Source organism: Marinomonas sp. G8-14, from assembly GCF_055808935.1.
In genome coordinates this window covers 3,218,499-3,239,268 of the sequence record NZ_CM147891.1, presented here as the reverse complement: position 1 = coordinate 3,239,268, position 20,770 = coordinate 3,218,499, and the positions used below count along the sequence as shown (strand labels likewise).

16 protein-coding genes, 4 tRNA genes and 1 pseudogene are annotated in these 20,770 nt (G+C 45.8%); all 21 read left to right on the top strand.

Features of this window, described 5'->3' with window-relative positions; translation table 11 throughout:
* Window positions 1-2: 2 nt before the first annotated feature.
* The 21 genes and pseudogenes from AC0L6V_RS16595 (at window position 3) to rpsJ (ending at window position 20,658) form a co-directional block, all read left to right on the top strand.
* A complete protein-coding gene (locus AC0L6V_RS16595; RefSeq protein WP_265219480.1) occupies window positions 3-890 on the top strand; it encodes a phytanoyl-CoA dioxygenase family protein in 888 nt (295 codons plus the stop codon).
* 32 nt (window positions 891-922) lie between these two features.
* Window positions 923-1,876: a biotin--[acetyl-CoA-carboxylase] ligase gene (locus tag AC0L6V_RS16590; RefSeq protein ID WP_265219479.1), complete on the top strand. Its 954-nt coding sequence runs from the start codon at window positions 923-925 to the stop codon at window positions 1,874-1,876.
* On the top strand, window positions 1,860-2,594 hold the full coding sequence (locus AC0L6V_RS16585) for a type III pantothenate kinase (protein WP_409418799.1): 735 nt from the start codon (window positions 1,860-1,862) through the stop codon (window positions 2,592-2,594). The genes AC0L6V_RS16590 and AC0L6V_RS16585 overlap by 17 nt, the downstream gene beginning before the upstream one ends.
* Window positions 2,591-3,295, top strand: a complete 705-nt coding sequence (locus AC0L6V_RS16580) for an SPOR domain-containing protein (protein ID WP_265219477.1) — start codon at window positions 2,591-2,593, stop codon at window positions 3,293-3,295. The genes AC0L6V_RS16585 and AC0L6V_RS16580 overlap by 4 nt, the downstream gene beginning before the upstream one ends.
* Before the next feature lie 74 nt (window positions 3,296-3,369).
* Window positions 3,370-3,453, top strand: a tRNA-Tyr gene (locus tag AC0L6V_RS16575).
* A gap of 3 nt (window positions 3,454-3,456) precedes the next feature.
* A tRNA-Gly gene (locus tag AC0L6V_RS16570) sits at window positions 3,457-3,531 on the top strand.
* 1 nt (window position 3,532) lies between these two features.
* A tRNA-Thr gene (locus AC0L6V_RS16565) sits at window positions 3,533-3,605 on the top strand.
* A 120-nt stretch (window positions 3,606-3,725) separates the two neighbouring features.
* Window positions 3,726-3,801 (top strand) — tRNA-Trp (locus tag AC0L6V_RS16560).
* A 40-nt stretch (window positions 3,802-3,841) separates the two neighbouring features.
* On the top strand, window positions 3,842-4,210 hold the full coding sequence (secE, locus tag AC0L6V_RS16555; protein ID WP_111608617.1) for a preprotein translocase subunit SecE: 369 nt from the start codon (window positions 3,842-3,844) through the stop codon (window positions 4,208-4,210).
* Window positions 4,211-4,219: 9 nt separating this feature from the next.
* Complete coding sequence (gene nusG, locus AC0L6V_RS16550; protein WP_012071948.1) at window positions 4,220-4,753, top strand: transcription termination/antitermination protein NusG; 534 nt, start codon at window positions 4,220-4,222, stop codon at window positions 4,751-4,753.
* A 49-nt stretch (window positions 4,754-4,802) separates the two neighbouring features.
* Window positions 4,803-5,237, top strand: coding sequence for a 50S ribosomal protein L11 (gene rplK, locus AC0L6V_RS16545; protein WP_111608618.1), 435 nt, complete (start codon window positions 4,803-4,805; stop codon window positions 5,235-5,237).
* Window positions 5,237-5,938, top strand: a complete 702-nt coding sequence (rplA, locus tag AC0L6V_RS16540) for a 50S ribosomal protein L1 (protein WP_265219475.1) — start codon at window positions 5,237-5,239, stop codon at window positions 5,936-5,938. Before rplK ends, rplA begins: the two co-directional genes overlap by 1 nt.
* A 232-nt stretch (window positions 5,939-6,170) precedes the next feature.
* Complete coding sequence (gene rplJ / locus AC0L6V_RS16535) at window positions 6,171-6,671, top strand: 50S ribosomal protein L10 (protein ID WP_265219474.1); 501 nt, start codon at window positions 6,171-6,173, stop codon at window positions 6,669-6,671.
* 82 nt (window positions 6,672-6,753) lie between these two features.
* On the top strand, window positions 6,754-7,125 hold the full coding sequence (gene rplL / locus AC0L6V_RS16530; RefSeq protein ID WP_012071944.1) for a 50S ribosomal protein L7/L12: 372 nt from the start codon (window positions 6,754-6,756) through the stop codon (window positions 7,123-7,125).
* Window positions 7,126-7,313: 188 nt separating this feature from the next.
* The gene (gene rpoB / locus AC0L6V_RS16525) at window positions 7,314-11,414 is read left to right on the top strand and encodes a DNA-directed RNA polymerase subunit beta (RefSeq protein WP_265219473.1); all 4,101 of its coding nucleotides are present in this window, start codon (window positions 7,314-7,316) and stop codon (window positions 11,412-11,414) included.
* Between the two features lie 65 nt (window positions 11,415-11,479).
* Window positions 11,480-15,682: a DNA-directed RNA polymerase subunit beta' gene (gene rpoC, locus AC0L6V_RS16520; RefSeq protein WP_409418798.1), complete on the top strand. Its 4,203-nt coding sequence runs from the start codon at window positions 11,480-11,482 to the stop codon at window positions 15,680-15,682.
* 137 nt (window positions 15,683-15,819) lie between these two features.
* The gene (rpsL, locus tag AC0L6V_RS16515; protein WP_111608624.1) at window positions 15,820-16,191 is read left to right on the top strand and encodes a 30S ribosomal protein S12; all 372 of its coding nucleotides are present in this window, start codon (window positions 15,820-15,822) and stop codon (window positions 16,189-16,191) included.
* Between the two features lie 99 nt (window positions 16,192-16,290).
* Window positions 16,291-16,764 (top strand): 30S ribosomal protein S7, encoded by a 474-nt coding sequence (rpsG, locus tag AC0L6V_RS16510; RefSeq protein WP_110577361.1) that lies wholly within the window; start codon window positions 16,291-16,293, stop codon window positions 16,762-16,764.
* Between the two features lie 21 nt (window positions 16,765-16,785).
* A pseudogene (gene fusA, locus AC0L6V_RS16505) lies at window positions 16,786-18,880 on the top strand (elongation factor G).
* 35 nt (window positions 18,881-18,915) lie between these two features.
* Window positions 18,916-20,139, top strand: a complete 1,224-nt coding sequence (gene tuf, locus AC0L6V_RS16500) for an elongation factor Tu (protein ID WP_265219472.1) — start codon at window positions 18,916-18,918, stop codon at window positions 20,137-20,139.
* Between the two features lie 207 nt (window positions 20,140-20,346).
* On the top strand, window positions 20,347-20,658 hold the full coding sequence (gene rpsJ, locus AC0L6V_RS16495) for a 30S ribosomal protein S10 (RefSeq protein ID WP_012071937.1): 312 nt from the start codon (window positions 20,347-20,349) through the stop codon (window positions 20,656-20,658).
* Window positions 20,659-20,770 lie beyond the last annotated feature (112 nt).

Genomic DNA, 20,770 nt, shown 5'->3' with positions numbered 1-20,770 from the left:
ATATGATGAATCAAATAGATCTTAAGCTTAACACTATTGAACTTACTCAATTGCAAGTGGATCAATATCATAATAACGGATACTTGGTATTGGAATCGGTTGTACCTGAGTCAATTTGTAATGCATTGAAATCCCGCATGACGCAGCTAATGGCAGCATTTGAGCCAGAAGTGGTGCGCTCTATTTTTACAACGAATGAACAGTCTCGTCATACTGATCGTTATTTTATGGAGTCAGCCGATAAGGTGTCTTTTTTCTTCGAAGAGGAAGCCTTTGATGAAACGGGAGAGCTGAAGCAGCCGCTCGAATTGTCTATCAATAAAGTGGGTCATGGTTTGCATTCCCAAGATACCTTGTTTAGCGAGTTTTCATTGTCTCCAGTATGGTCTGCACTGTTGCAACGGTTAGGCATGAAAGATCCGCGAGCCGCACAATCTATGTACATCTTTAAGCAGCCTGGAATTGGGGGAGAAGTTAATTGTCATCAAGACAGCACGTTTCTTTATACCTCGCCAATGAGTGTGATTGGGCTGTGGTTTGCTATCGAAGAGGCGACACTGGAGAATGGCTGCCTTTGGGGAATACCAGAGGGGCATAAACAAGGGCTATTAAAACGATTTGAGCGTATGCACCCTAGGGCAATTGAGACCCAAATGGTCACTCTGAAAGAGCATAGTTGGGATTCTGATGCCCTAGTGCCACTACCTGTCCCTAAAGGGTCTTTGGTTATCCTCAATGGCGAGTTTCCACATCTTAGCTATGCAAACCGTTCCGATCGCTCTCGTCATGCTTATGCTATACATGCCGTTGATCAAGTTTGTGAATACCCTGAATTGAATTGGCTACAGGCGCAACAGGGTCAGTCGTTTTTGCCCTTTCGGCAGGTTTAGCCCTTAATATATAGACAAATTGGAGAGCGTCGATGCATGCCGTTTTAGCGCTGCTTAGTGATAACGAATTTCACTCTGGTGAAGAGCTTGGAGCCGTATTAGGCGTGACTCGTGCTGCTGTATGGAAAAAACTGAAAAAGCTTGAGTCTATAGGGGTGAACGTTCACTCCGTAAAGGGACGTGGCTATCGGCTGCCATCACCTTTTGAATTATTGTCGGAAGAGGCGCTGCGTAAGAATGGTGTGCCGGATGAGGTCGCGATTAACCTAGCGTTTGAAACGGAATCTACAAATGGTGATGCAAAGCGTTATATTTCACAGGGGGCTTCATTACCTGTGTTGATTTCGGTTGAGCGTCAGACTCAGGGAAAAGGGCGTCGTGGTCGCCAATGGGAATCGGGTGTTGCTAAAAACATTACCTTTTCGTTTGTGTGGCGTTTTGATAATGGTCCAAGCGTTGTGGAGGGGTTAAGCCTTGCGACAGGAGTGGCTGTTGCTCGGGTATTAAAAAAACTAGGCGTGCCAAACCCTGGGCTAAAATGGCCAAACGATGTGCAGGTTGATGGCCAGAAAATCTGCGGTATTTTACTAGAAATGGTTGCGGATCAGGATGTTTGCCATGTCATTATTGGCATCGGTCTTAATGTCGAGATGGATAAGAGTGTTATGACGCACGTTGATCAGCCATGGACAGACCTTGTGTCTCGATTAAAGTCAAGGCCTAGCCGAAACCTGATATTGGCTGAGCTTACTAGGGAGCTTATAGAGGTTTGTAGACTCTTCGAAGATGGCCATGGCATGAAGCACTTCCAACATCATTGGCAGGCGTATGACGTGTTATTTAATCAATCAGTCACAGTAAGCAGTGTGTCTCAGCAACGCCAAGGTATTGCTCGAGGGATTGATCAAAAGGGGGCGCTGTTATTGGAAGAAAATGGTGAGCTGGTGGCGTTGCATGGGGGAGAAATTAGTGTCCGTCGAGTCTAATTTACTGGTGGTTGACGCAGGCAATACGAGTATTAAATTTACTGCTTTATTGGGTGAGCAAGTATTATGGGTTAGTCGTGGTGACACTTATCCTGTTGATACAGACTTTGTGCCAGATGTGATCTATTTTGCCAGTGTTCGTTCCAAAGAGTTGAGTGCTTTGTTGCGCGCAGATATTCAAGCAGAGTTTCCGCAAAGTCAGTGGTTGACATTAAAAAGTCAGGATTACGCGTGTGGTGTGCGCAATGCTTACATTGAGCCTGAACGCTTAGGGATAGACCGTTGGTTAGGTGTTATTGCAGCGCATCATTTGGTGAAAGGCGATGTGGTTATCGTCGATGCAGGAACGGCGATTAAAGTGGATGTAGTAAACCAGGCTGGTGTGCACCTTGGCGGCTACATAGCTCCAGGGCTCGCTATGATGGAGGATGCCTTGCTTTCTAAAACGGCGCGTATTCGTTATGAGGCGCATGAAGTGGTCGCTGGGCAAGGCTTACCTAACTCAACGGCCAGGGCGGTAACGGAAGGGTGTCATGAAATGGCGCTGGGTTTCTTGGAGCGTATTTATCGCCGTTACTCTACTTTCAAATGGGTTGTGACGGGTGGGGATGCGCGAAGATTGCTGGATGTATTGGGTATTGCGTTGGAGTGTCAGCCCAATCTTGTCGCTTTGGGTGCGAAGCTGGTGGGTGATGAGCGTTTGAGAGGCGACAAATGAAGTGGCTATTTTTGTGTGTGGTGTTGCTTAATGCAGGATTTCTCGGCTGGCATGGTTTTGTAAAAGATAAACCAAAGGTGGCTCAAGAATCCATTTACGCCCCTCCTGTAAGTGAAAAGATCCATTTGTTGTCCGAGGTGCCAGCAATTAACGAACAAAACCTCAAGGTGAATACGTCATCGAATGAAAGTTTAGAAGAGGCGCTGAATCGAGTCATAGATCAAACGGTTGCTAAGTCACCTGCATTATTATGTCCACGTCTGGAGACAGAGCGACAAGAGGATAAAAAACAAATCACCCAAGTGCTGACAGATTTTGGTTGGGCTTACAAAGAGCAGGAAGTGACAGGTAAGCGCCCTAAATTTTGGTTGTACATTGCAGCGCCTGACACGCCTGCCACGGCGGCAAAAATTGTCAAAGATCTTGCGTCTAAATCGGTTGATAGTTTTGTTATTAACCGTGCTGAGATGAAAAATCGCATTTCATTAGGTCTGTATTCTTCGCAGGAGAGGGCTGATCAAGCGAAGCAGCGAATACAAAATATTTCCGGTTATACTGTTGATGTCTATGAACATATGCGAAATGTGTCGATTCAGCAGATTGATATAGCTCAGCCTGTTAGTGAGAAAGACTGGGAGCGGTTTGTCTCACGCTTTGATCTGACCAAGATGATGATAAAATTAGAAAAAAATCCTTGCTAGTGCTTGCAATTGGCAAAGCGATTCATATAATGGCTCCCACCTTTTGGGGTGTTGCGTTGTAGCGCTGAGTACGTGGAGGGGTTCCCGAGTGGCCAAAGGGAGCAGATTGTAAATCTGCCACGAGAGTTTCGGTGGTTCGAATCCACCTCCCTCCACCAATTGCGGGTATGGTATAGTGGCTATTACCTCAGCCTTCCAAGCTGAAGAGGCGGGTTCGATTCCCGCTACCCGCTCCAAGCTCATGTAGCTCAGTTGGTAGAGCACACCCTTGGTAAGGGTGAGGTCGGCAGTTCAAATCTGCTCATGAGCCTCCAGCATTTTCAATGCAAAAGATAGGTGGGTTAGCCGCCTTTTTTATTGTCTGTTTTTTGGGCAGATACCCTTGCTAAGTTTAGCTTGTTCAGGTATCATCCTCCGCCCATACGAATGTAGGCCAATAGTTCAATTGGTAGAGCACCGGTTTCCAAAACCGGCTGTTGGGGGTTCGAGTCCCTCTTGGCCTGCCATCTTTCGTATCCTATTTCTTAGTTAGGGATCACCTGAAGTATGAGTTCGAGTACTGAAGCTCAAGCGTCTCGCGGAGATGTGTTTAAGTGGGCGATTGTTGTTCTGCTAGTTGCGGTAGGCGTGATTGGTAATAACTATTATTCTGCTGAGTCACTATTGTATCGTTTAATCGCTATTTTGGTGTTGGCCGGTGTCGCTGGTTTTGTTGCGTTACAAACTGTTAAAGGTAAGGCTTTTTTTACTCTTGCAAAAGAAGCTAAAACCGAAATTCGCAGAGTTGTATGGCCAACGAGACAAGAAACCGTGCAAACGACCTTGATTGTGTTAGCGGTTGTTGTTTTTATGTCTCTCGTGCTATGGGGGGTGGATTCGCTCCTTGGCTGGATCGTTTCCTCGGTAATTAGTTAGGAGTTGCTCGTGACCAAACGATGGTATGTAGTACAGGCGTACTCAGGGTACGAAAAGCACGTAATGCGTTCGCTTATTGAGCGAGTGCAGGTTATGGGGCAGGAAGAGAATTTTGGTGACATCTTGGTGCCGACCGAAGAAGTGGTTGAAATCCGAGATGGTAAAAAGCGCAAGAGTGAAAGAAAATTCTATCCAGGTTATGTGTTGGTTCAGATGGATATGAATGATGCCTCTTGGCATTTGGTTAAAGGCACCTCTCGTGTATTGGGTTTTATTGGTGGTACGGCTGATAAGCCATCACCCATTACCAGTCGCGAAGCGGATGCCATTCTGCAGCGTGTTAGTGACGGCGTCGATAAGCCTCGTCCTAAAACCTTGTTTGAAGTGGGTGAAGTGGTTCGTGTTAACGAGGGCCCGTTTGCCGACTTTAATGGCGTTGTGGAAGAAGTGGATTACGATAAAAGTCGAATCAAAGTGGCGGTGCTTATTTTTGGGCGCTCAACGCCAGTTGATTTGGAATTTAGTCAGGTTGAAAAGGCCTGATTTTGTTGAACGGGTAGCCTTAGGGCAGTGACCCAATTGGAGTTAAAAAATGGCTAAGAAAGTCCAAGCTTATATCAAGCTGCAAGTTAAAGCGGGTCAAGCGAACCCAAGTCCACCAGTTGGTCCAGCACTTGGTCAACACGGTGTGAATATTATGGAGTTCTGTAAAGCGTTCAATGCGAAAACTCAAGGTCTAGAGCCTGGTCTTCCAACGCCTGTTATTATCACTGTATACAGTGACCGTAGTTTTACGTTCGAAACTAAGTCTACTCCAGCGGCTGTATTGCTTAAGAAAGCAGCAGGCTTGAAGAGTGGTTCTCCACGTCCAAACACCCAAAAAGTTGGTACGGTTACTCGTGCTCAACTAGAAGAGATTGTTGTTGCTAAGCAGGCTGATTTGACTGCTTCTAACATGGATGCAGCAGTTCGTACTATTGCTGGTAGCGCACGCGCTATGGGTCTAGAAGTTGAGGGTGTTAACTAATGGCTAAATTAACGAAACGCGCTCGCTTGATCGCTGAAAAAGTAGAAGCGACTAAGCTTTACTCTGTTGAGGAAGCGGTTGCTCTATTGTCTGAGCTTTCTACTGTTAAGTTCAAAGAATCTATCGACGTATCTGTTAACCTAGGCGTTGACCCACGTAAATCTGATCAGGTTGTTCGTGGTTCTACTGTATTGCCTCACGGTGCAGGTAAAAATGTTCGTGTTGCTGTGTTTGCGCAAGGTGCAAACGCTGAGGCGGCGAAAGCGGCTGGCGCGGATGTTGTTGGTTTTGAAGATTTGGCTGAACAAGTTAAAGCTGGTAACCTTGATTTTGATGTTGTTATTGCTTCTCCAGATGCAATGCGCATCGTTGGTCAACTAGGTCAGGTTCTAGGCCCTCGTGGTCTAATGCCTAACCCGAAAGTTGGCACAGTAACGCCTGACGTTGCGACTGCGGTTAAAAACGCAAAAGCAGGTCAAGCTCGTTACCGTACAGATAAAAATGGTATCATCCACGCTGCTGTTGGCTCTATTGAGTTTGCTGCGGATGCTATCAGAGGTAACCTTGAAGCGCTTTTGACCGACTTGCGTCGTGCGAAACCTGCGTCTTCGAAAGGTGTTTACCTTAAGAAAGTGACTTTGTCCTCTACAATGGGGCCTGGTCTACAAATTGATCTAGGTGCGCTTAACGCTACTAAGTAAGCATATTTAGATCATGAGCTTTGGGGTCTGCCTTCATTAATTTGTTGAGTAGGCCGTCAAAGACCGCAGGAACCTCACGGTTTAATAACAACGTTGAAAAATGTTTGTCCTGCGCAGATGGTGTGGCCCGATTCAGATATACTTGGATCTAACTCACCAGCAAGTACTTCGAGCAATCGGAGAGTTGGTAAAAATAGGGGAATTTATTCCCTGCTAATCCAGGAGAAAACCAGTGGCATTAGGTCTAGAAGACAAAAAAGCCATTGTCGCCGAAGTTAGCGAAGTTGCTAAAACTGCGTTGTCTGCGGTTGTGGCTGATTCTCGCGGTGTTACCGTGAGCAGCATGACTGCACTACGTAAAGAAGCGCGCGAAGCAGGTGTTTATGTACGTGTAGTACGTAACACTTTGGCTCGCCGTGCAGTTGAAGGCACTGACTTCGAATGTCTAGCTGAGAGCTTTGTTGGTCCTACGCTAATTGCTTTTTCTAACGAGCACCCAGGTGCGGCGGCTCGTTTGTTGAAAGCGTTTGCAAAAACGAACAGCAAGTTTGAAGTAAAGGCGTTGGCGTTCAACGGTGAGTTGATCCCAGCTGGCGACATTGATCGTTTGGCAACACTGCCTACATACGACGAAGCTATTGCGAAACTGATGAGTGTTATTCAGGGCGCAACAAGCAAGTTGGTACGTACTCTTGCAGCGGTTCGCGATCAAAAAGAGCAAGAAGCGGCTTAATACGGTTTACCGTATCCCTTCTTGATAAATATTTTGTTTTATTACCTTCGGGTAATTTTAAAGAATGCTAGGAATCTGAGTCATGGCTCTAACTAAAGAAGATATCATCAATGCAGTAGCAGAAATGTCTGTGATGGACGTTGTTGAACTAATTTCTGCAATGGAAGAAAAATTCGGCGTATCTGCAGCGGCTGCTGTAGCGGCAGGTCCTGCTGCTGACGCTGGCGTTGCTGCTGAAGAACAAACTGAATTTGACGTTGTTCTGACTGCTGCTGGCGATAAGAAAGTAAACGTAATCAAAGCTGTTCGTGCAGCGACTGGCCTAGGCTTGAAAGAAGCTAAAGCAATCGTTGACGGCGCTCCAATGACTGTTAAAGAAGCTGCTTCTAAAGAAGATGCTGCTGCTCTTAAAGCGGCTCTTGAAGAAGCTGGTGCATCTGTCGAAATCAAGTAATGATACTTGCATTTCCAGATTTCGACCAATAGTCGAAATGGCTGGTGACATTTTTGTCACCGGCCTTTTTGGGTTTCTGAAACTCAAATAAACCTTAAAAGAATTTTCAAATGGGAGATAATGCTCCCATATATGGTAAGGCCTGATTTGGGCCTTTTGCGTCAATGTGCACAAGCTGGGGAATGCTGATGGCTTACTCATACACTGAGAAAAAACGTATCCGTAAGGATTTCGGTAAACTGCCGCCCGTTTTGGATGTGCCATACTTGCTGGCAATTCAGCTTGAATCCTACCGTAATTTTCTGCAGGAAGGTAAAAGTCTTGCGGAGCGTGGGGAATTAGGTCTGCATGGGGCCTTTAAATCTGTCTTTCCAATGGTCAGCTTTTCCGGCAATGCGGCGCTTGAATACGTCGATTACCGTTTAGGCAAGCCAGTCTTTGATGTTAAAGAGTGTCAGTTGCGTGGTGTTACTTACGCGGCACCTTTACGTGTTCGTGTTCGACTCATCATTTATGATAAAGAGTCGTCCAACAAGGCAATCAAAGACATTCGCGAGCAAGAAGTCTACATGGGCGAAATTCCGCTGATGACAGACAATGGTACCTTTGTAATTAACGGGACTGAGCGCGTTATTGTATCTCAATTACACCGCTCTCCTGGTGTGTTCTTTGACCACGATCGTGGTAAGACACACTCTTCAGGCAAGTTACTACATTCTGCTCGTATTATTCCTTACCGCGGTTCATGGTTGGATTTCGAGTTTGATCCAAAAGATTGCGTATTTGTTCGTATTGACCGTCGTCGTAAGTTGCCAGCAACTATTTTGTTGCGCGCTTTGGGTTACGGAACTGAGCAAATTCTAGATACTTTCTTTGAGTCTACTCGTTTTTATTTGAAGCGTGATGGTTTTGAAATGGATCTAGTGGCGAACCGTCTACGTGGCGAGACGGCGCTATTTAATATTGCTGATGCGAATGGCGAACTGATTGTAGAAGAAGGTCGTCGTATTACGGCTAAGCATATTCGTGTAATGGAAAAATCAGGTCTTGAGCGTCTTTCTGTACCGCTTGAGTATATGCTTGGTAAAGTCACGGCGAAAAACTTGGTCCACCCTGCGACGGGTGAGTTGATTGCGGAAGCAAACACTGAGTTGTCGGTTGATTTGCTAGAAGCGTTGGTTTCTTCCGGTATTACCGAAGTGGATACGCTTTATACGAACGATTTGGATAATGGTCCATTTATTTCTGATACGCTTCGTATTGATCCAACCAGTAATCAGTTAGAAGCTTTGGTTGAAATTTACCGCATGATGCGCCCTGGTGAGCCACCGACCAAAGAGTCGGCTGAAGGCTTGTTCCAAGGTCTGTTCTTCTCAGAAGATCGTTATGATTTGTCGAACGTTGGTCGAATGAAGTTCAACCGCCGTTTGGGTCGTGAAGAAGATACGGGTCCAGGTGTTCTTGATAATAATGACATCGTAGATGTATTGAAAACCTTGCTAGATATCCGTAACGGTAACGGCATGGTCGATGACATCGATCACTTGGGTAACCGTCGAGTTCGTTCTGTTGGTGAAATGGCCGAGAACCAATTCCGTGTTGGTCTTGTGCGTGTTGAGCGTGCCGTAAAAGAACGTCTATCTATGGCAGAGGCAGATGGCCTTATGCCGCAAGATCTTTTGAATGCGAAGCCTGTGGCTGCTGCAATCAAAGAGTTTTTTGGTTCCAGCCAATTGTCTCAGTTCATGGACCAAAACAACCCGCTTTCTGAGGTTACTCACAAGCGTCGTGTTTCTGCGTTAGGCCCTGGCGGTCTTACACGTGAGCGCGCAGGCTTTGAGGTTCGTGACGTGCATGCGACTCACTACGGTCGTGTTTGTCCTATCGAAACGCCAGAAGGTCCAAACATTGGTTTGATCAACTCGCTATCAACTTATGCGCGTACTAACAGCTACGGCTTTTTAGAAACGCCATACCGTAAGGTTATTGATGGCAAGATGACTGACGAAACGGTTTATATCTCTGCGATTGATGAAGCGAAATATGTTATTGCCCAAGCGTCTGCTAACGTGGATGCGGAAGGTCGTTTGGTTGATGAGTTGGTTCAGGTTCGTCACATGCACGAAACTACTCTGATTCCAAAAGAGAAAGTAAACCTAATGGACGTGTCTCCTCGTCAGGTTGTTTCTGTGGCGGCGTCTTTGATTCCGTTCCTAGAGCACGATGATGCTAACCGTGCATTGATGGGTTCGAACATGCAACGTCAGGCTGTACCGACGCTTAAGGCTGATAAGCCTGTTGTAGGTACGGGTATGGAGCGAAATGTAGCAAAAGACTCTGGTGTTTGTATCGTTGCGAATCGTGGCGGTGTGATTGAGTCAGTTGATGCAAGTCGTATCGTTGTGCGTGTGAACTCAGAAGAAACGATTGCTGGTGAGGCGGGTGTAGATATCTACAACCTAACCAAATACGTGCGTTCTAACCAGAACACGTGTATTAACCAGCGTACTTTGGTGATGAAAGGTGAGAAGGTGGCTTCTGGCGACATTATGGCCGATGGTCCTTCTGTTGATATGGGTGATTTGGCGCTTGGTCAAAACATGCGTATCGCTTTCATGCCTTGGAATGGTTATAACTTCGAAGACTCGATTCTGGTTTCTGAGCGTGTGGTTGAAGAAGATCGATTCACGTCTATTCACATTCAAGAGTTAACGTGTGTTGCACGTGACACTAAGCTTGGGCCTGAAGAGATTACAGCCGATATCCCTAACGTGGGTGAAGGCGCGCTTTCTAAGTTGGATCAGTCTGGTATCGTTTACATCGGTGCTGAAGTGGAGCCAGGCGACATTCTAGTTGGTAAAGTAACACCTAAGGGTGAAACTCAACTGACGCCTGAAGAGAAGCTTTTGCGTGCTATCTTTGGTGAGAAAGCGTCTGATGTAAAAGATACGTCGCAGCGCGTTAAGACGGGGACTCGCGGTACCGTTATCGACGTTCAGGTCTTTACTCGTGATGGCATCGAGAAAGATGAGCGAGCTAAGTCTATCGAGAAATCGCAACTTGATCAGGTCCGTAAAGACTTGAATGAAGAGTTTCGTATTGTCGAAAAGGCAACGTTTGAGCGTTTAGCTGAAGCCCTAATTGGCCAACAAGCTGAGGGTGGTCCTGGTCTAGCTCGTAATGCGATCATTACAGAAGAGTTCTTGGCGAATTTAGATCACCCTGAGTGGTTCAAAATTCGTGTTGCGAACGAAGAAGCGAGTGAGCAACTTGAAAAAGCACAAGCCGCTTTGATTGAACGCCGTAAAGAGCTTGATGCTAAATTTGAAGATAAGAAACGCAAGTTACAAACAGGTGATGATCTAGCGCCTGGCGTTCTTAAAATCGTTAAAGTTTATGTTGCCATTAAACGTCGCATCCAGCCAGGTGATAAAATGGCCGGTCGTCATGGTAACAAGGGTGTAATTTCTAAAATTATGCCAGTTGAAGACATGCCGTACGATGAAAACGGTGATCCAGTTGATATCGTATTGAACCCACTAGGTGTTCCTTCACGTATGAACGTTGGTCAGGTCTTGGAGACTCACTTAGGTGCAGCATCTAAAGGCTTGGGTCGTAAGATCAACGAAATGCTTGTTGCAGAGCGTGAGAAAGCTGAAGCAGTTGCAGAATTGCGTAGCTTCCTTGATGAAATCTACAACGGCTATGAAGGCGATTTGCGCTGTGCTCGTACAGAAGATTTAGACAGCTTTACAGATGAAGAAATTTTAACCTTGGCATCCAACTTAACCGGTGGTGTTCCAATGGCGTCTGGTGCCTTTGATGGTGCAAAAGAGTCTGAAATCAAACGTATGTTGCGCTTAGCTGGAATCAACGAAAGTGGCCAAGTTAAATTGTTTAACGGTCGCACTGGTGATGCTTTTGAACGTCCTGTAACCGTTGGTTACATGTATATGCTGAAGTTGAACCACTTGGTTGATGACAAAATGCACGCACGTTCTACTGGTTCTTACAGCTTGGTTACTCAGCAACCGCTGGGTGGTAAAGCTCAGTTCGGTGGTCAGCGTTTCGGGGAGATGGAGGTATGGGCACTAGAAGCATACGGTGCTGCTTACACGCTTCAAGAGATGTTGACTGTTAAGTCCGATGACGTGAATGGCCGTACTAAGATGTACAAAAACATCGTAGACGGTGACCACCGTATGGAACCTGGCATGCCTGAGTCCTTCAACGTGTTGGTGAAAGAGATTCGTTCTCTTGGTATCGATATCGAGCTGGAAAACGAATAAGCACGAATCACATTTGACCTGCTGGGGAGCAAGACTCCCTGGCCTTACGAGTGGGGCGAATATCCATGAAAGACTTATTAGGTCTTCTAAAATCACAGGGACAATCTGACGAGTTTGATGCGATCCGCATTGGCTTGGCATCACCAGATATGATTCGTTCATGGTCTTACGGTGAAGTTAAAAAGCCAGAGACCATCAACTACCGTACGTTCAAACCAGAACGTGACGGTTTGTTCTGTGCAAAAATCTTTGGTCCTATTAAGGACTATGAGTGCTTGTGTGGCAAATACAAGCGCTTGAAACACCGTGGTGTTATCTGTGAGAAGTGTGGCGTTGAAGTGGCTCTGTCTAAAGTGCGTCGTGAACGCATGGGTCACATTGAGCTTGCATCGCCTGTTGCACACATTTGGTTTTTGAAATCTCTTCCGTCTCGTATCGGTCTTATCTTAGATATGACGTTGCGTGACATTGAGCGTGTTTTGTATTTTGAATCTTTCATCGTGATCGATCCAGGTATGACGACGCTTGATAAAGGCCAATTGCTAAACGATGAACAGTATTTTGAAGCGCTAGAAGAGTTCGGTGACGAATTCGATGCCCGTATGGGTGCGGAAGCGGTTCAGATGTTGCTTCGCGATCTAGACATGCCTGTAGAAATCAACAGCATGCGTGAAGAGCTAAACAGCACGAATTCAGAAACTCGCATTAAGAAGCTTTCTAAGCGTCTTAAGCTGGTTGAAGCATTCTATCATTCTGGTAACAACCCAGAGTGGATGGTGCTTGACGTATTGCCTGTTCTTCCGCCAGATCTTCGTCCATTGGTGCCACTTGAAGGTGGTCGTTTTGCGACGTCTGATTTGAACGATCTTTACCGTCGTGTGATTAACCGTAACAACCGTCTAAAGCGCCTGTTAGAGCTTTCTGCTCCAGATATCATCGTACGCAACGAAAAGCGTATGTTGCAAGAATCTGTTGATGCATTGCTTGATAACGGTCGTCGTGGTCGCGCCATTACAGGTTCGAACAAACGTCCTCTAAAATCTTTGGCTGATATGATCAAAGGTAAACAAGGTCGTTTCCGTCAGAACTTGCTAGGTAAGCGTGTTGACTATTCTGGTCGTTCTGTAATCACAGTAGGTCCATCACTGCGTCTACATCAGTGTGGTCTACCTAAGAAAATGGCACTTGAGCTATTCAAGCCATTCATTTTCTCTAAGCTTGAACTTCGTGGCATGGCGACGACGATCAAAGCAGCGAAGAAAATGGTTGAGCGTGAAACGCCTGAAGTGTGGGATATCCTTGATGAGGTTATCCGTGAACATCCAGTGATGTTGAACCGTGCGCCAACACTTCACCGTTTGGGTATCCAAGCGTTTGAACCAATGTTGATCGAAGGTAAAGCGATTCAGTTGCACCCACTAGTGTGTGCGGCATACAACGCTGACTTCGATGGTGACCAAATGGCGGTTCACGTTCCGTTGACGATTGAAGCACAGCTTGAAGCTCGTGCCTTGATGATGTCTACGAACAACATTCTATCGCCTGCAAACGGCGAGCCGATCATCGTACCTTCTCAGGACGTTGTATTGGGGCTGTACTACATGACGCGTGAGAAAATTAATGCCAAAGGCGAAGGCATGGCATTTTCTGACATTAAAGAAGTACACCGTGCGTATGGTGCGAAACAAGTTGAATTGCATGCCAAAGTAAAAGTACGTATCAGCCAAGTTGATACTACTCTAGATGGCGAAAAAGTGCCGTCTACTTTCATTGCGGATACAACAGTTGGTCGCGCTTTGTTGTTTGATATTGTTCCTGATGGTCTACCGTTCTCTGTGGTTAACCAAACCATGAAGAAGAAGGCAATCTCTAACTTGATCAACGAGTGTTACCGTAAAGTCGGCTTGAAAGAGAGCTGTATTTTTGCTGACCAATTGATGTACACGGGTTTTGCTTACGCAACAGCGTCAGGCTCTTCTGTAGGTGTTGATGACTTTGTTATCCCACCAGAAAAAGCAGCGATCATTGCCAAAGCCGAAGCCGAAGTTAAAGAAATTGAATACCAATACGCTGACGGTCTTGTAACGCAAGGCGAGAAGTACAACAAGGTAATCGACTTGTGGTCTCGTACTAACGAAACCGTAACTGAAGCCATGATGAAGAACTTGGCGAAAGAGATGACTGTCAACAAAGCAGGTGAAACGGTTGAGCAACAATCTTTCAACTCTGTTTATATGATGGCCGACTCTGGTGCTCGTGGTAGTGTGGCTCAGATGCGTCAGTTGGGTGGTATGCGTGGTCTAATGGCGAAACCAGATGGTTCTATCATCGAGACACCAATCACTGCAAACTTCCGTGAAGGTCTGTCTGTACTTCAGTACTTTACTTCTACACACGGTGCTCGTAAGGGTCTTGCTGATACGGCGTTGAAAACAGCGAACTCCGGTTACTTGACGCGTCGTCTAGTAGACGTAGCGCAGGATTTGGTTATCACTGAAATTGATTGTGGCTCGACAAATGGTATTTCCGTTGCGGCTATGATTGAAGGTGGTGATGTCGTTGTGCCACTGGGTCATCGCGTATTGGGTCGTGTAGTGGCTCAAGATGTTATGGACGCAAAAGGTGGGCTAGTACTTGAGGCTGGTAAGCTAATCGATGAGCACGATGTGCGTACTATCGAAGCGGCCGGTGTGGATGAAATGATCATTCGTTCTGTTATCACTTGTAATACACGTCATGGTGTATGTGCTAAGTGTTACGGTCGTGATCTTGCTCGTGGTCATCAGGTTAATATTGGTGAGGCGATTGGTGTTGTTGCAGCACAGTCCATCGGTGAGCCTGGTACACAGTTAACAATGCGTACCTTCCACATCGGTGGTGCGGCATCTCGAGCATCTGCTGTAGATAGTGTTCAAGTGAAGAGTGCAGGTACGGTTCGTTTTAATAAAATGAAGAGTATCGAGCGTCACACTGGGCACCTAGTGGTTGCCTCTCGTTCTTCTGAATTAGCAATTGCTGACGAAGCAGGTCGTGAGAAAGAGCGTTATAAACTTCCTTACGGTGCGGTATTGAGTGTACGTGAAGGTGACCAAGTAACGGCGGGTCAAATCGTCGCTAACTGGGATCCACATACACACCCAATCGTATCTGAAATGGAGGGTCGTCTTGAATTCAGTGGTATGGAAGAGAACGTGACTATTCGTCGTCAATCTGACGAAATGACGGGCTTGACTACGATTGAAGTTATGGAGATGCGTGACCGTCCTGCTGCTGGTAAAGACATACGTCCGATGATTGCCGTTGTTGATGCAGAGGGTAACCCTGTATTGATTCCTGGTACTGAATCACCAGTACAGTACATGCTTCCTGAAAAAGCATTGTTAAGCCTAGATCATGGTGCGACAGTGAAATCCGGTGAGGTTCTTGCGCGTATTCCTCAAGAATCTATTGGTAACAAGGATATTACCGGTGGTTTGCCACGTGTGGCCGACCTGTTCGAGGCGCGTCGTCCGAAAGATCCTGCTGTTATGGCAGAGACAAGCGGTGTGGTTAGCTTCGGTAAAGAGACAAAAGGTAAGATTCGTTTGGTGATCACGCCACAAAATGGTGATGAGCCAGTTGAGACATTGATTCCTAAATGGCGTCAAATCAACATCTTTGATGGTGAAGAAGTGGCAAAAGGTGAAATTATCGCCGATGGTCCATTGAGTCCTCATGACATTCTGCGTCTTCAAGGTGTAGAGGCTTTGGCTGATTACATCACAAATGAAGTGCAGGAGGTTTACCGCTTACAAGGCGTTGTGATTAACGATAAGCATATTGAAGTTATTGTTAACCAAATGTTGCGTAAAGTGGAAATCACAGATTCTGGTGATACGGATCTTATCCAAGGTGATCAGGTTGAGTTTACTCACCTGCTAGATGCAAACGAAAAAGCTCTCGCTGAAGGTAAGTTTCCAGCGAAGTATGAACGCGTGCTTCTAGGTATCACGAAAGCTTCTTTGGCTACTGAGTCCTTTATATCAGCAGCATCTTTCCAAGAGACAACTCGAGTTCTTACGGAAGGTGCGGTAACTGGTAAGAAAGATCACTTGCGTGGCTTGAAAGAAAACGTTGTTGTAGGTCGTTTGATACCAGCAGGTACGGGCTTGGCTTACCACAATGAGCGCAAGAGAAAGAAAGAGCTTGCGCAAGCAGCAAAAGAAGGAAGTTCAACAGTGAGTGCATCCGATGTGGAAGAAGCATTGAGTGCGGCACTGAAAGACTAGTTATTTGCTGTTAAATCGTAAGGGAGGTGATTTTTTAGTCGCCTCCCTATTGACTGTTTTATAGGCGCAAATTAAACTTGCGCCTCCTTAATTTTGGCGATTTCCGTCATAAGAATTGGATTTGTGGAGCTTGTCTAATGGCAACCGTTAACCAGTTGGTTCGTAAACCACGTAAACGTAAAGTGGCAAAGAGTGACGTTCCTGCGTTACAAGCTTGTCCGCAACGCCGCGGTGTCTGCACTCGCGTATATACTACTACTCCTAAGAAGCCTAACTCGGCTTTGCGTAAAGTATGTCGTGTTCGCTTGACCAACGGCTTCGAAGTTACTTCCTACATCGGTGGTGAAGGTCACAACCTGCAAGAACACAGCGTCGTGCTGATTCGTGGCGGTCGTGTAAAAGACCTTCCTGGTGTTCGTTACCACACAGTACGTGGTAGCTTGGATACTTCAGGCGTACAAAAACGTAAGCAAGGCCGTTCTAAATACGGTACTAAACGTCCTAAGTAAGCAGAAGCTACTTAATTCATCGTTTAGACATAATTTTTTAATACAGTAAGGCCGAGCAATAATTAAATTGTCTCGGGCGAACCTGAAGAGGATGTAGATATGCCTAGAAGACGCGTCGTCGCTAAGCGTGAAATCCTTCCGGATCCTAAACACGGAAGCCAACTTCTCGCTAAATTTATTAACCATGTAATGGTTAGTGGTAAAAAATCTGTAGCAGAAAGCATTGTGTATAATGCATTGAATACTGTTGCAGCACGCGCTAAAACAGAAGAGCCAATGGCTATCTTCGAAAAAGCACTAGAATCTATCCAGCCAATGGTTGAGGTTAAATCTCGCCGTGTTGGTGGTGCGACTTACCAAGTACCTGTTGAAGTACGTCCTGCTCGCCGCGCTGCATTGTCTATGCGTTGGTTGGTTGATGCTTCACGTAAGCGTGGTGAAAAATCCATGGCTTTGCGTCTTGCAGGCGAAATTTTAGATGCTGCCGAAAACAAAGGTTCTGCTGTTAAGAAACGTGAAGACGTTCATCGCATGGCAGAAGCTAACAAAGCATTCTCTCACTACCGTTTCTAATCATCCAGAGAAGGATACACAGTGGCACGTAAAACCCCTATCAACCGCTACCGTAATATCGGTATTTGTGCGCATGTTGATGCAGGTAAGACGACGACAACTGAACGCGTTCTTTTTTACACTGGTCTGTCTCATAAAATTGGTGAAGTGCACGATGGTGCTGCCACCATGGATTGGATGGAGCAGGAGCAAGAGCGTGGTATCACGATAACTTCAGCGGCAACAACTTGCTTCTGGAGTGGAATGAACAAGCAGTTTGAAGAGCACCGTATTAATATTATTGATACGCCTGGGCACGTAGACTTTACTATTGAAGTAGAGCGTTCTTTGCGTGTGCTAGATGGTGCTGTTGTTGTGCTTTGTGGTTCTTCGGGTGTGCAGCCTCAAACTGAGACAGTTTGGCGTCAGGCGAATAAATATGAAGTGCCTCGTATGGTCTTTGTTAACAAGATGGATCGTACGGGGGCTAATTTCTTTTCGGTTGTGCGTCAATTAAAAACTCGTCTTGGTGCAAACGCTGTTCCTATACAGATTAATATTGGCGCTGAAGAAGACTTTAAAGGTGTTATTGATTTAGTCTTGATGAAGACAATAATGTGGAACGAAGAAGATCAGGGTATGACTTTCTCTTTGGAGGAAATTCCTGAAGATCTGCTTGATGAAGCATTAGAGTGGCGCGAACAGATGGTAGAGGCGGCAGCAGAAGCAAATGACGAATTGATGGATAAGTACCTTGAAGAAGGTGAGTTATCTGTTGAGGAGATTAAAAGCGGCCTGCGAGACTCGTACACTGTCTAATGAGATAGTGTTGGTAACCTGTGGCTCAGCCTTTAAAAATAAAGGCGTGCAAGCTGTTTTGGATGCGGTTGTTGAATATTTGCCTTCTCCGCTTGAAGTTAAAGCGATTGAAGGGACGCTTGAAGATGGTGAAACTGTTGTGACTCGTATTGCGAATGATGAGGATCCGTTCTCGTCGTTGGCGTTTAAGATAGCGACAGACCCATTTGTAGGTACGCTGACATTTATTCGTGTCTATTCCGGTGTATTGCGTTCTGGCGATGCGGTTTATAATTCTGTTAAGCAGAAGCGTGAGCGTATTGGTCGAATGGTTCAAATGCATGCGAATAACCGTGAAGAGATTAAAGAAGTATTGGCGGGCGATATTGCCGCTGTTGTGGGTATGAAATACGTGACGACAGGCGATACGCTTTGCGATATGAATGATGTCGTTGTGCTTGAGCGCATGGAGTTTCCTGAGCCTGTTATATCTGTTGCGGTTGAGCCTAAATCTCAGGCGGATCAAGATAAAATGGGTGTTGCGCTGAGTAAATTGGCGCAAGAAGACCCGTCTTTTAGAGTGGAAACACATGAGGAGACTGGGCAAACAATTATTTCCGGTATGGGTGAGCTGCATCTTGATATTCTCGTTGACCGTATGCGTCGCGAGTTTAAGGTGGAGGCGAACATTGGTAAGCCTCAGGTTTCCTATCGGGAGAAAATTCGCAAAGAAGTGGTGGTTAATCACAAGTTTGTGCGTCAATCCGGTGGTCGTGGTCAATACGGTCATGTCGTGATGAAGTTGATTCCAACCGATAAGGATGGACTTGAGTTTGTTAACGAGATTGTTGGTGGTGCTATTCCTAAAGAATACATCCCTGCAGTAGAAAAGGGTGTTTCAGAGCAAATGAAGAATGGCGTGATCGCTGGTTACCCTTTATTGGGTATCAAGGTTGTGCTGATCGATGGTTCGTTCCATGATGTTGACTCTAATGAAATGGCCTTTAAAATTGCAGCTTCTCAGGGCTTAAGAAAAGGAGCGGCTGACGCTGATCCTTGTGTTCTTGAACCTGTAATGAAAGTGGAAGTTGTAACCCCTGAAGAATACATGGGCGATGTAATGGGTGACCTGAATCGTCGTCGTGGTCTTGTTCAGGGGATGGACGATTCCCCGTCAGGGAAGATTATTCGTGCTGAAGTTCCTCTTGGGGAAATGTTCGGATATGCAACTGACGTGCGTAGCTTGTCGCAAGGGCGTGCAAGTTATGCAATGGAGTTTGAGAAATACGCTGAAGCACCGGCTAGTGTGGCAGACGCGATCATCAAAAATGAAGATTAATCATCATACTTACTAATTCTTAAGGTGTATGTATCATGGCAAAGAGTAAATTCGAACGTAATAAACCACACGTTAACGTTGGCACTATCGGTCACGTTGACCATGGTAAAACAACGCTAACAGCAGCATTGACTCGTGTATGTGCAGAAGTGTATGGCGGTACAGCCGTTGCTTTTGACGGTATCGATAATGCTCCTGAAGAACGTGAGCGTGGTATCACTATCTCTACTTCTCACGTAGAGTACGATTCTCCAGTTCGCCACTATGCGCACGTAGATTGTCCTGGACACGCCGATTATGTTAAAAACATGATCACTGGTGCTGCTCAAATGGACGGTGCGATTCTAGTTTGTGGTGCGACTGACGGCCCAATGCCTCAGACTCGTGAGCACATCCTTCTTTCTCGCCAAGTAGGTGTTCCTTACATCGTTGTTTTCTTGAACAAGTCTGACTTGTTGGCTGAAGATTGTGGTGGTGCGGATTCTGAAGAATACGCAGAGATGCTAGAATTGGTTGAGATGGAATTGCGTGACCTTCTATCTGAATACGACTTCCCAGGTGATGACACTCCAATCATCCCAGGTTCTGCGCTAATGGCGTTGAAAGGCGAAGACGACAACGAAATGGGTACAACGGCTGTTCGTAAACTAGTTGAAACGCTAGACTCTTACATCCCTGAGCCACAACGTGCTATCGACGGTGCATTCTTGATGCCTATCGAGGACGTGTTCTCTATTCAAGGTCGTGGTACGGTTGTTACTGGTCGTGTTGAGCGCGGTATTATCAAGATCCAAGAAGAAGTTGAAATTGTTGGTATCGTTAATACTACCAAGACTACTTGTACTGGTGTTGAGATGTTCCGTAAGCTTCTTGACGAAGGTCGTGCTGGTGAGAACTGTGGTATTCTTCTACGTGGTACTAAGCGTGAAGACGTTCAGCGTGGTCAAGTATTGGCTAAGCCTGGTTCAATCACTCCTCACACTCAGTTCGAAGCTGAAGTATATGTGTTGGGTAAAGATGAAGGTGGTCGTCACACTCCATTCTTCAAAGGTTACCGTCCACAGTTCTACTTCCGTACAACTGACGTAACTGGTGCATGTTCTCTTCCTGAAGGCGTAGAAATGGTTATGCCTGGTGATAACATTCAAATGACTGTTGAGCTAATTCACCCAATCGCGATGGACGAAGGTCTACGTTTCGCGATTCGTGAAGGTGGTCGTACAGTTGGTGCTGGTGTTGTAGCTAAAATCCTTAAGTAATTAGATAGTAATATCTGCTTACTTTGATTTGGAAAAGGCCACTCGCATATCGGGTGGCCTTTTTATTTTATGGTTTATTTTGTTTGTTCAGAAATTGGTTACTTGACAACCAGTTTTTGAATGGCTAATATTCGCCGTCCTTAAAAAAGGATTGTGGCTTAATAAATGTACAGTTAAGTCATTAAAACATTGTATTTGGAGTTGGAAATGCAAAGCCAAAAAATCCGTATTCGTCTGAAAGCGTTTGATCATCGTCTGATCGATGCTTCAACACAAGAAATTGTGGACACAGCGAAACGTACAGGTGCGCAAGTGCGTGGACCGATTCCACTTCCTACTCGCAAAGAGCGTTATACAGTATTGATTTCTCCACACGTAAACAAAGATGCGCGTGATCAGTATGAAATCCGTACACACAAACGTGTTCTAGACATTGTTGAGCCAACTGAAAAAACAGTTGATGCTCTAATGAAGTTAGATCTTGCGGCAGGCGTGGAAGTACAAATTTCTTTGGGTTAATAGCTCAAAGTTTGGGGTGCGACAACCGGCTGGTTATCAGTCGGCTATATGCACAATAGTGGAATGATCTGGAATGATCAGCCGTAGCGGGTGATAGCCCCATACACAACTG

Excerpts from the sequence above, each read along its gene's own strand:
- rplA (WP_265219475.1), top strand. The coding sequence starts at position 5,237 with ATGGCTAAATTAACGAAACGCGCTCGCTTGATCGCTGAAAAAGTAGAA.
- rplK (WP_111608618.1), top strand. The coding sequence starts at position 4,803 with ATGGCTAAGAAAGTCCAAGCTTATATCAAGCTGCAAGTTAAAGCGGGT.
- rpsJ (WP_012071937.1), top strand. The coding sequence starts at position 20,347 with ATGCAAAGCCAAAAAATCCGTATTCGTCTGAAAGCGTTTGATCATCGT.
- rpsL (WP_111608624.1), top strand. The coding sequence starts at position 15,820 with ATGGCAACCGTTAACCAGTTGGTTCGTAAACCACGTAAACGTAAAGTG.
- rpoB (WP_265219473.1), top strand. The coding sequence starts at position 7,314 with ATGGCTTACTCATACACTGAGAAAAAACGTATCCGTAAGGATTTCGGT.
- rpoC (WP_409418798.1), top strand. The coding sequence starts at position 11,480 with ATGAAAGACTTATTAGGTCTTCTAAAATCACAGGGACAATCTGACGAG.
- AC0L6V_RS16590 (WP_265219479.1), top strand. The coding sequence starts at position 923 with ATGCATGCCGTTTTAGCGCTGCTTAGTGATAACGAATTTCACTCTGGT.
- AC0L6V_RS16580 (WP_265219477.1), top strand. The coding sequence starts at position 2,591 with ATGAAGTGGCTATTTTTGTGTGTGGTGTTGCTTAATGCAGGATTTCTC.
- rpsG (WP_110577361.1), top strand. The coding sequence starts at position 16,291 with ATGCCTAGAAGACGCGTCGTCGCTAAGCGTGAAATCCTTCCGGATCCT.
- rplL (WP_012071944.1), top strand. The coding sequence starts at position 6,754 with ATGGCTCTAACTAAAGAAGATATCATCAATGCAGTAGCAGAAATGTCT.
- secE (WP_111608617.1), top strand. The coding sequence starts at position 3,842 with ATGAGTTCGAGTACTGAAGCTCAAGCGTCTCGCGGAGATGTGTTTAAG.
- AC0L6V_RS16595 (WP_265219480.1), top strand. The coding sequence starts at position 3 with ATGATGAATCAAATAGATCTTAAGCTTAACACTATTGAACTTACTCAA.
- tuf (WP_265219472.1), top strand. The coding sequence starts at position 18,916 with ATGGCAAAGAGTAAATTCGAACGTAATAAACCACACGTTAACGTTGGC.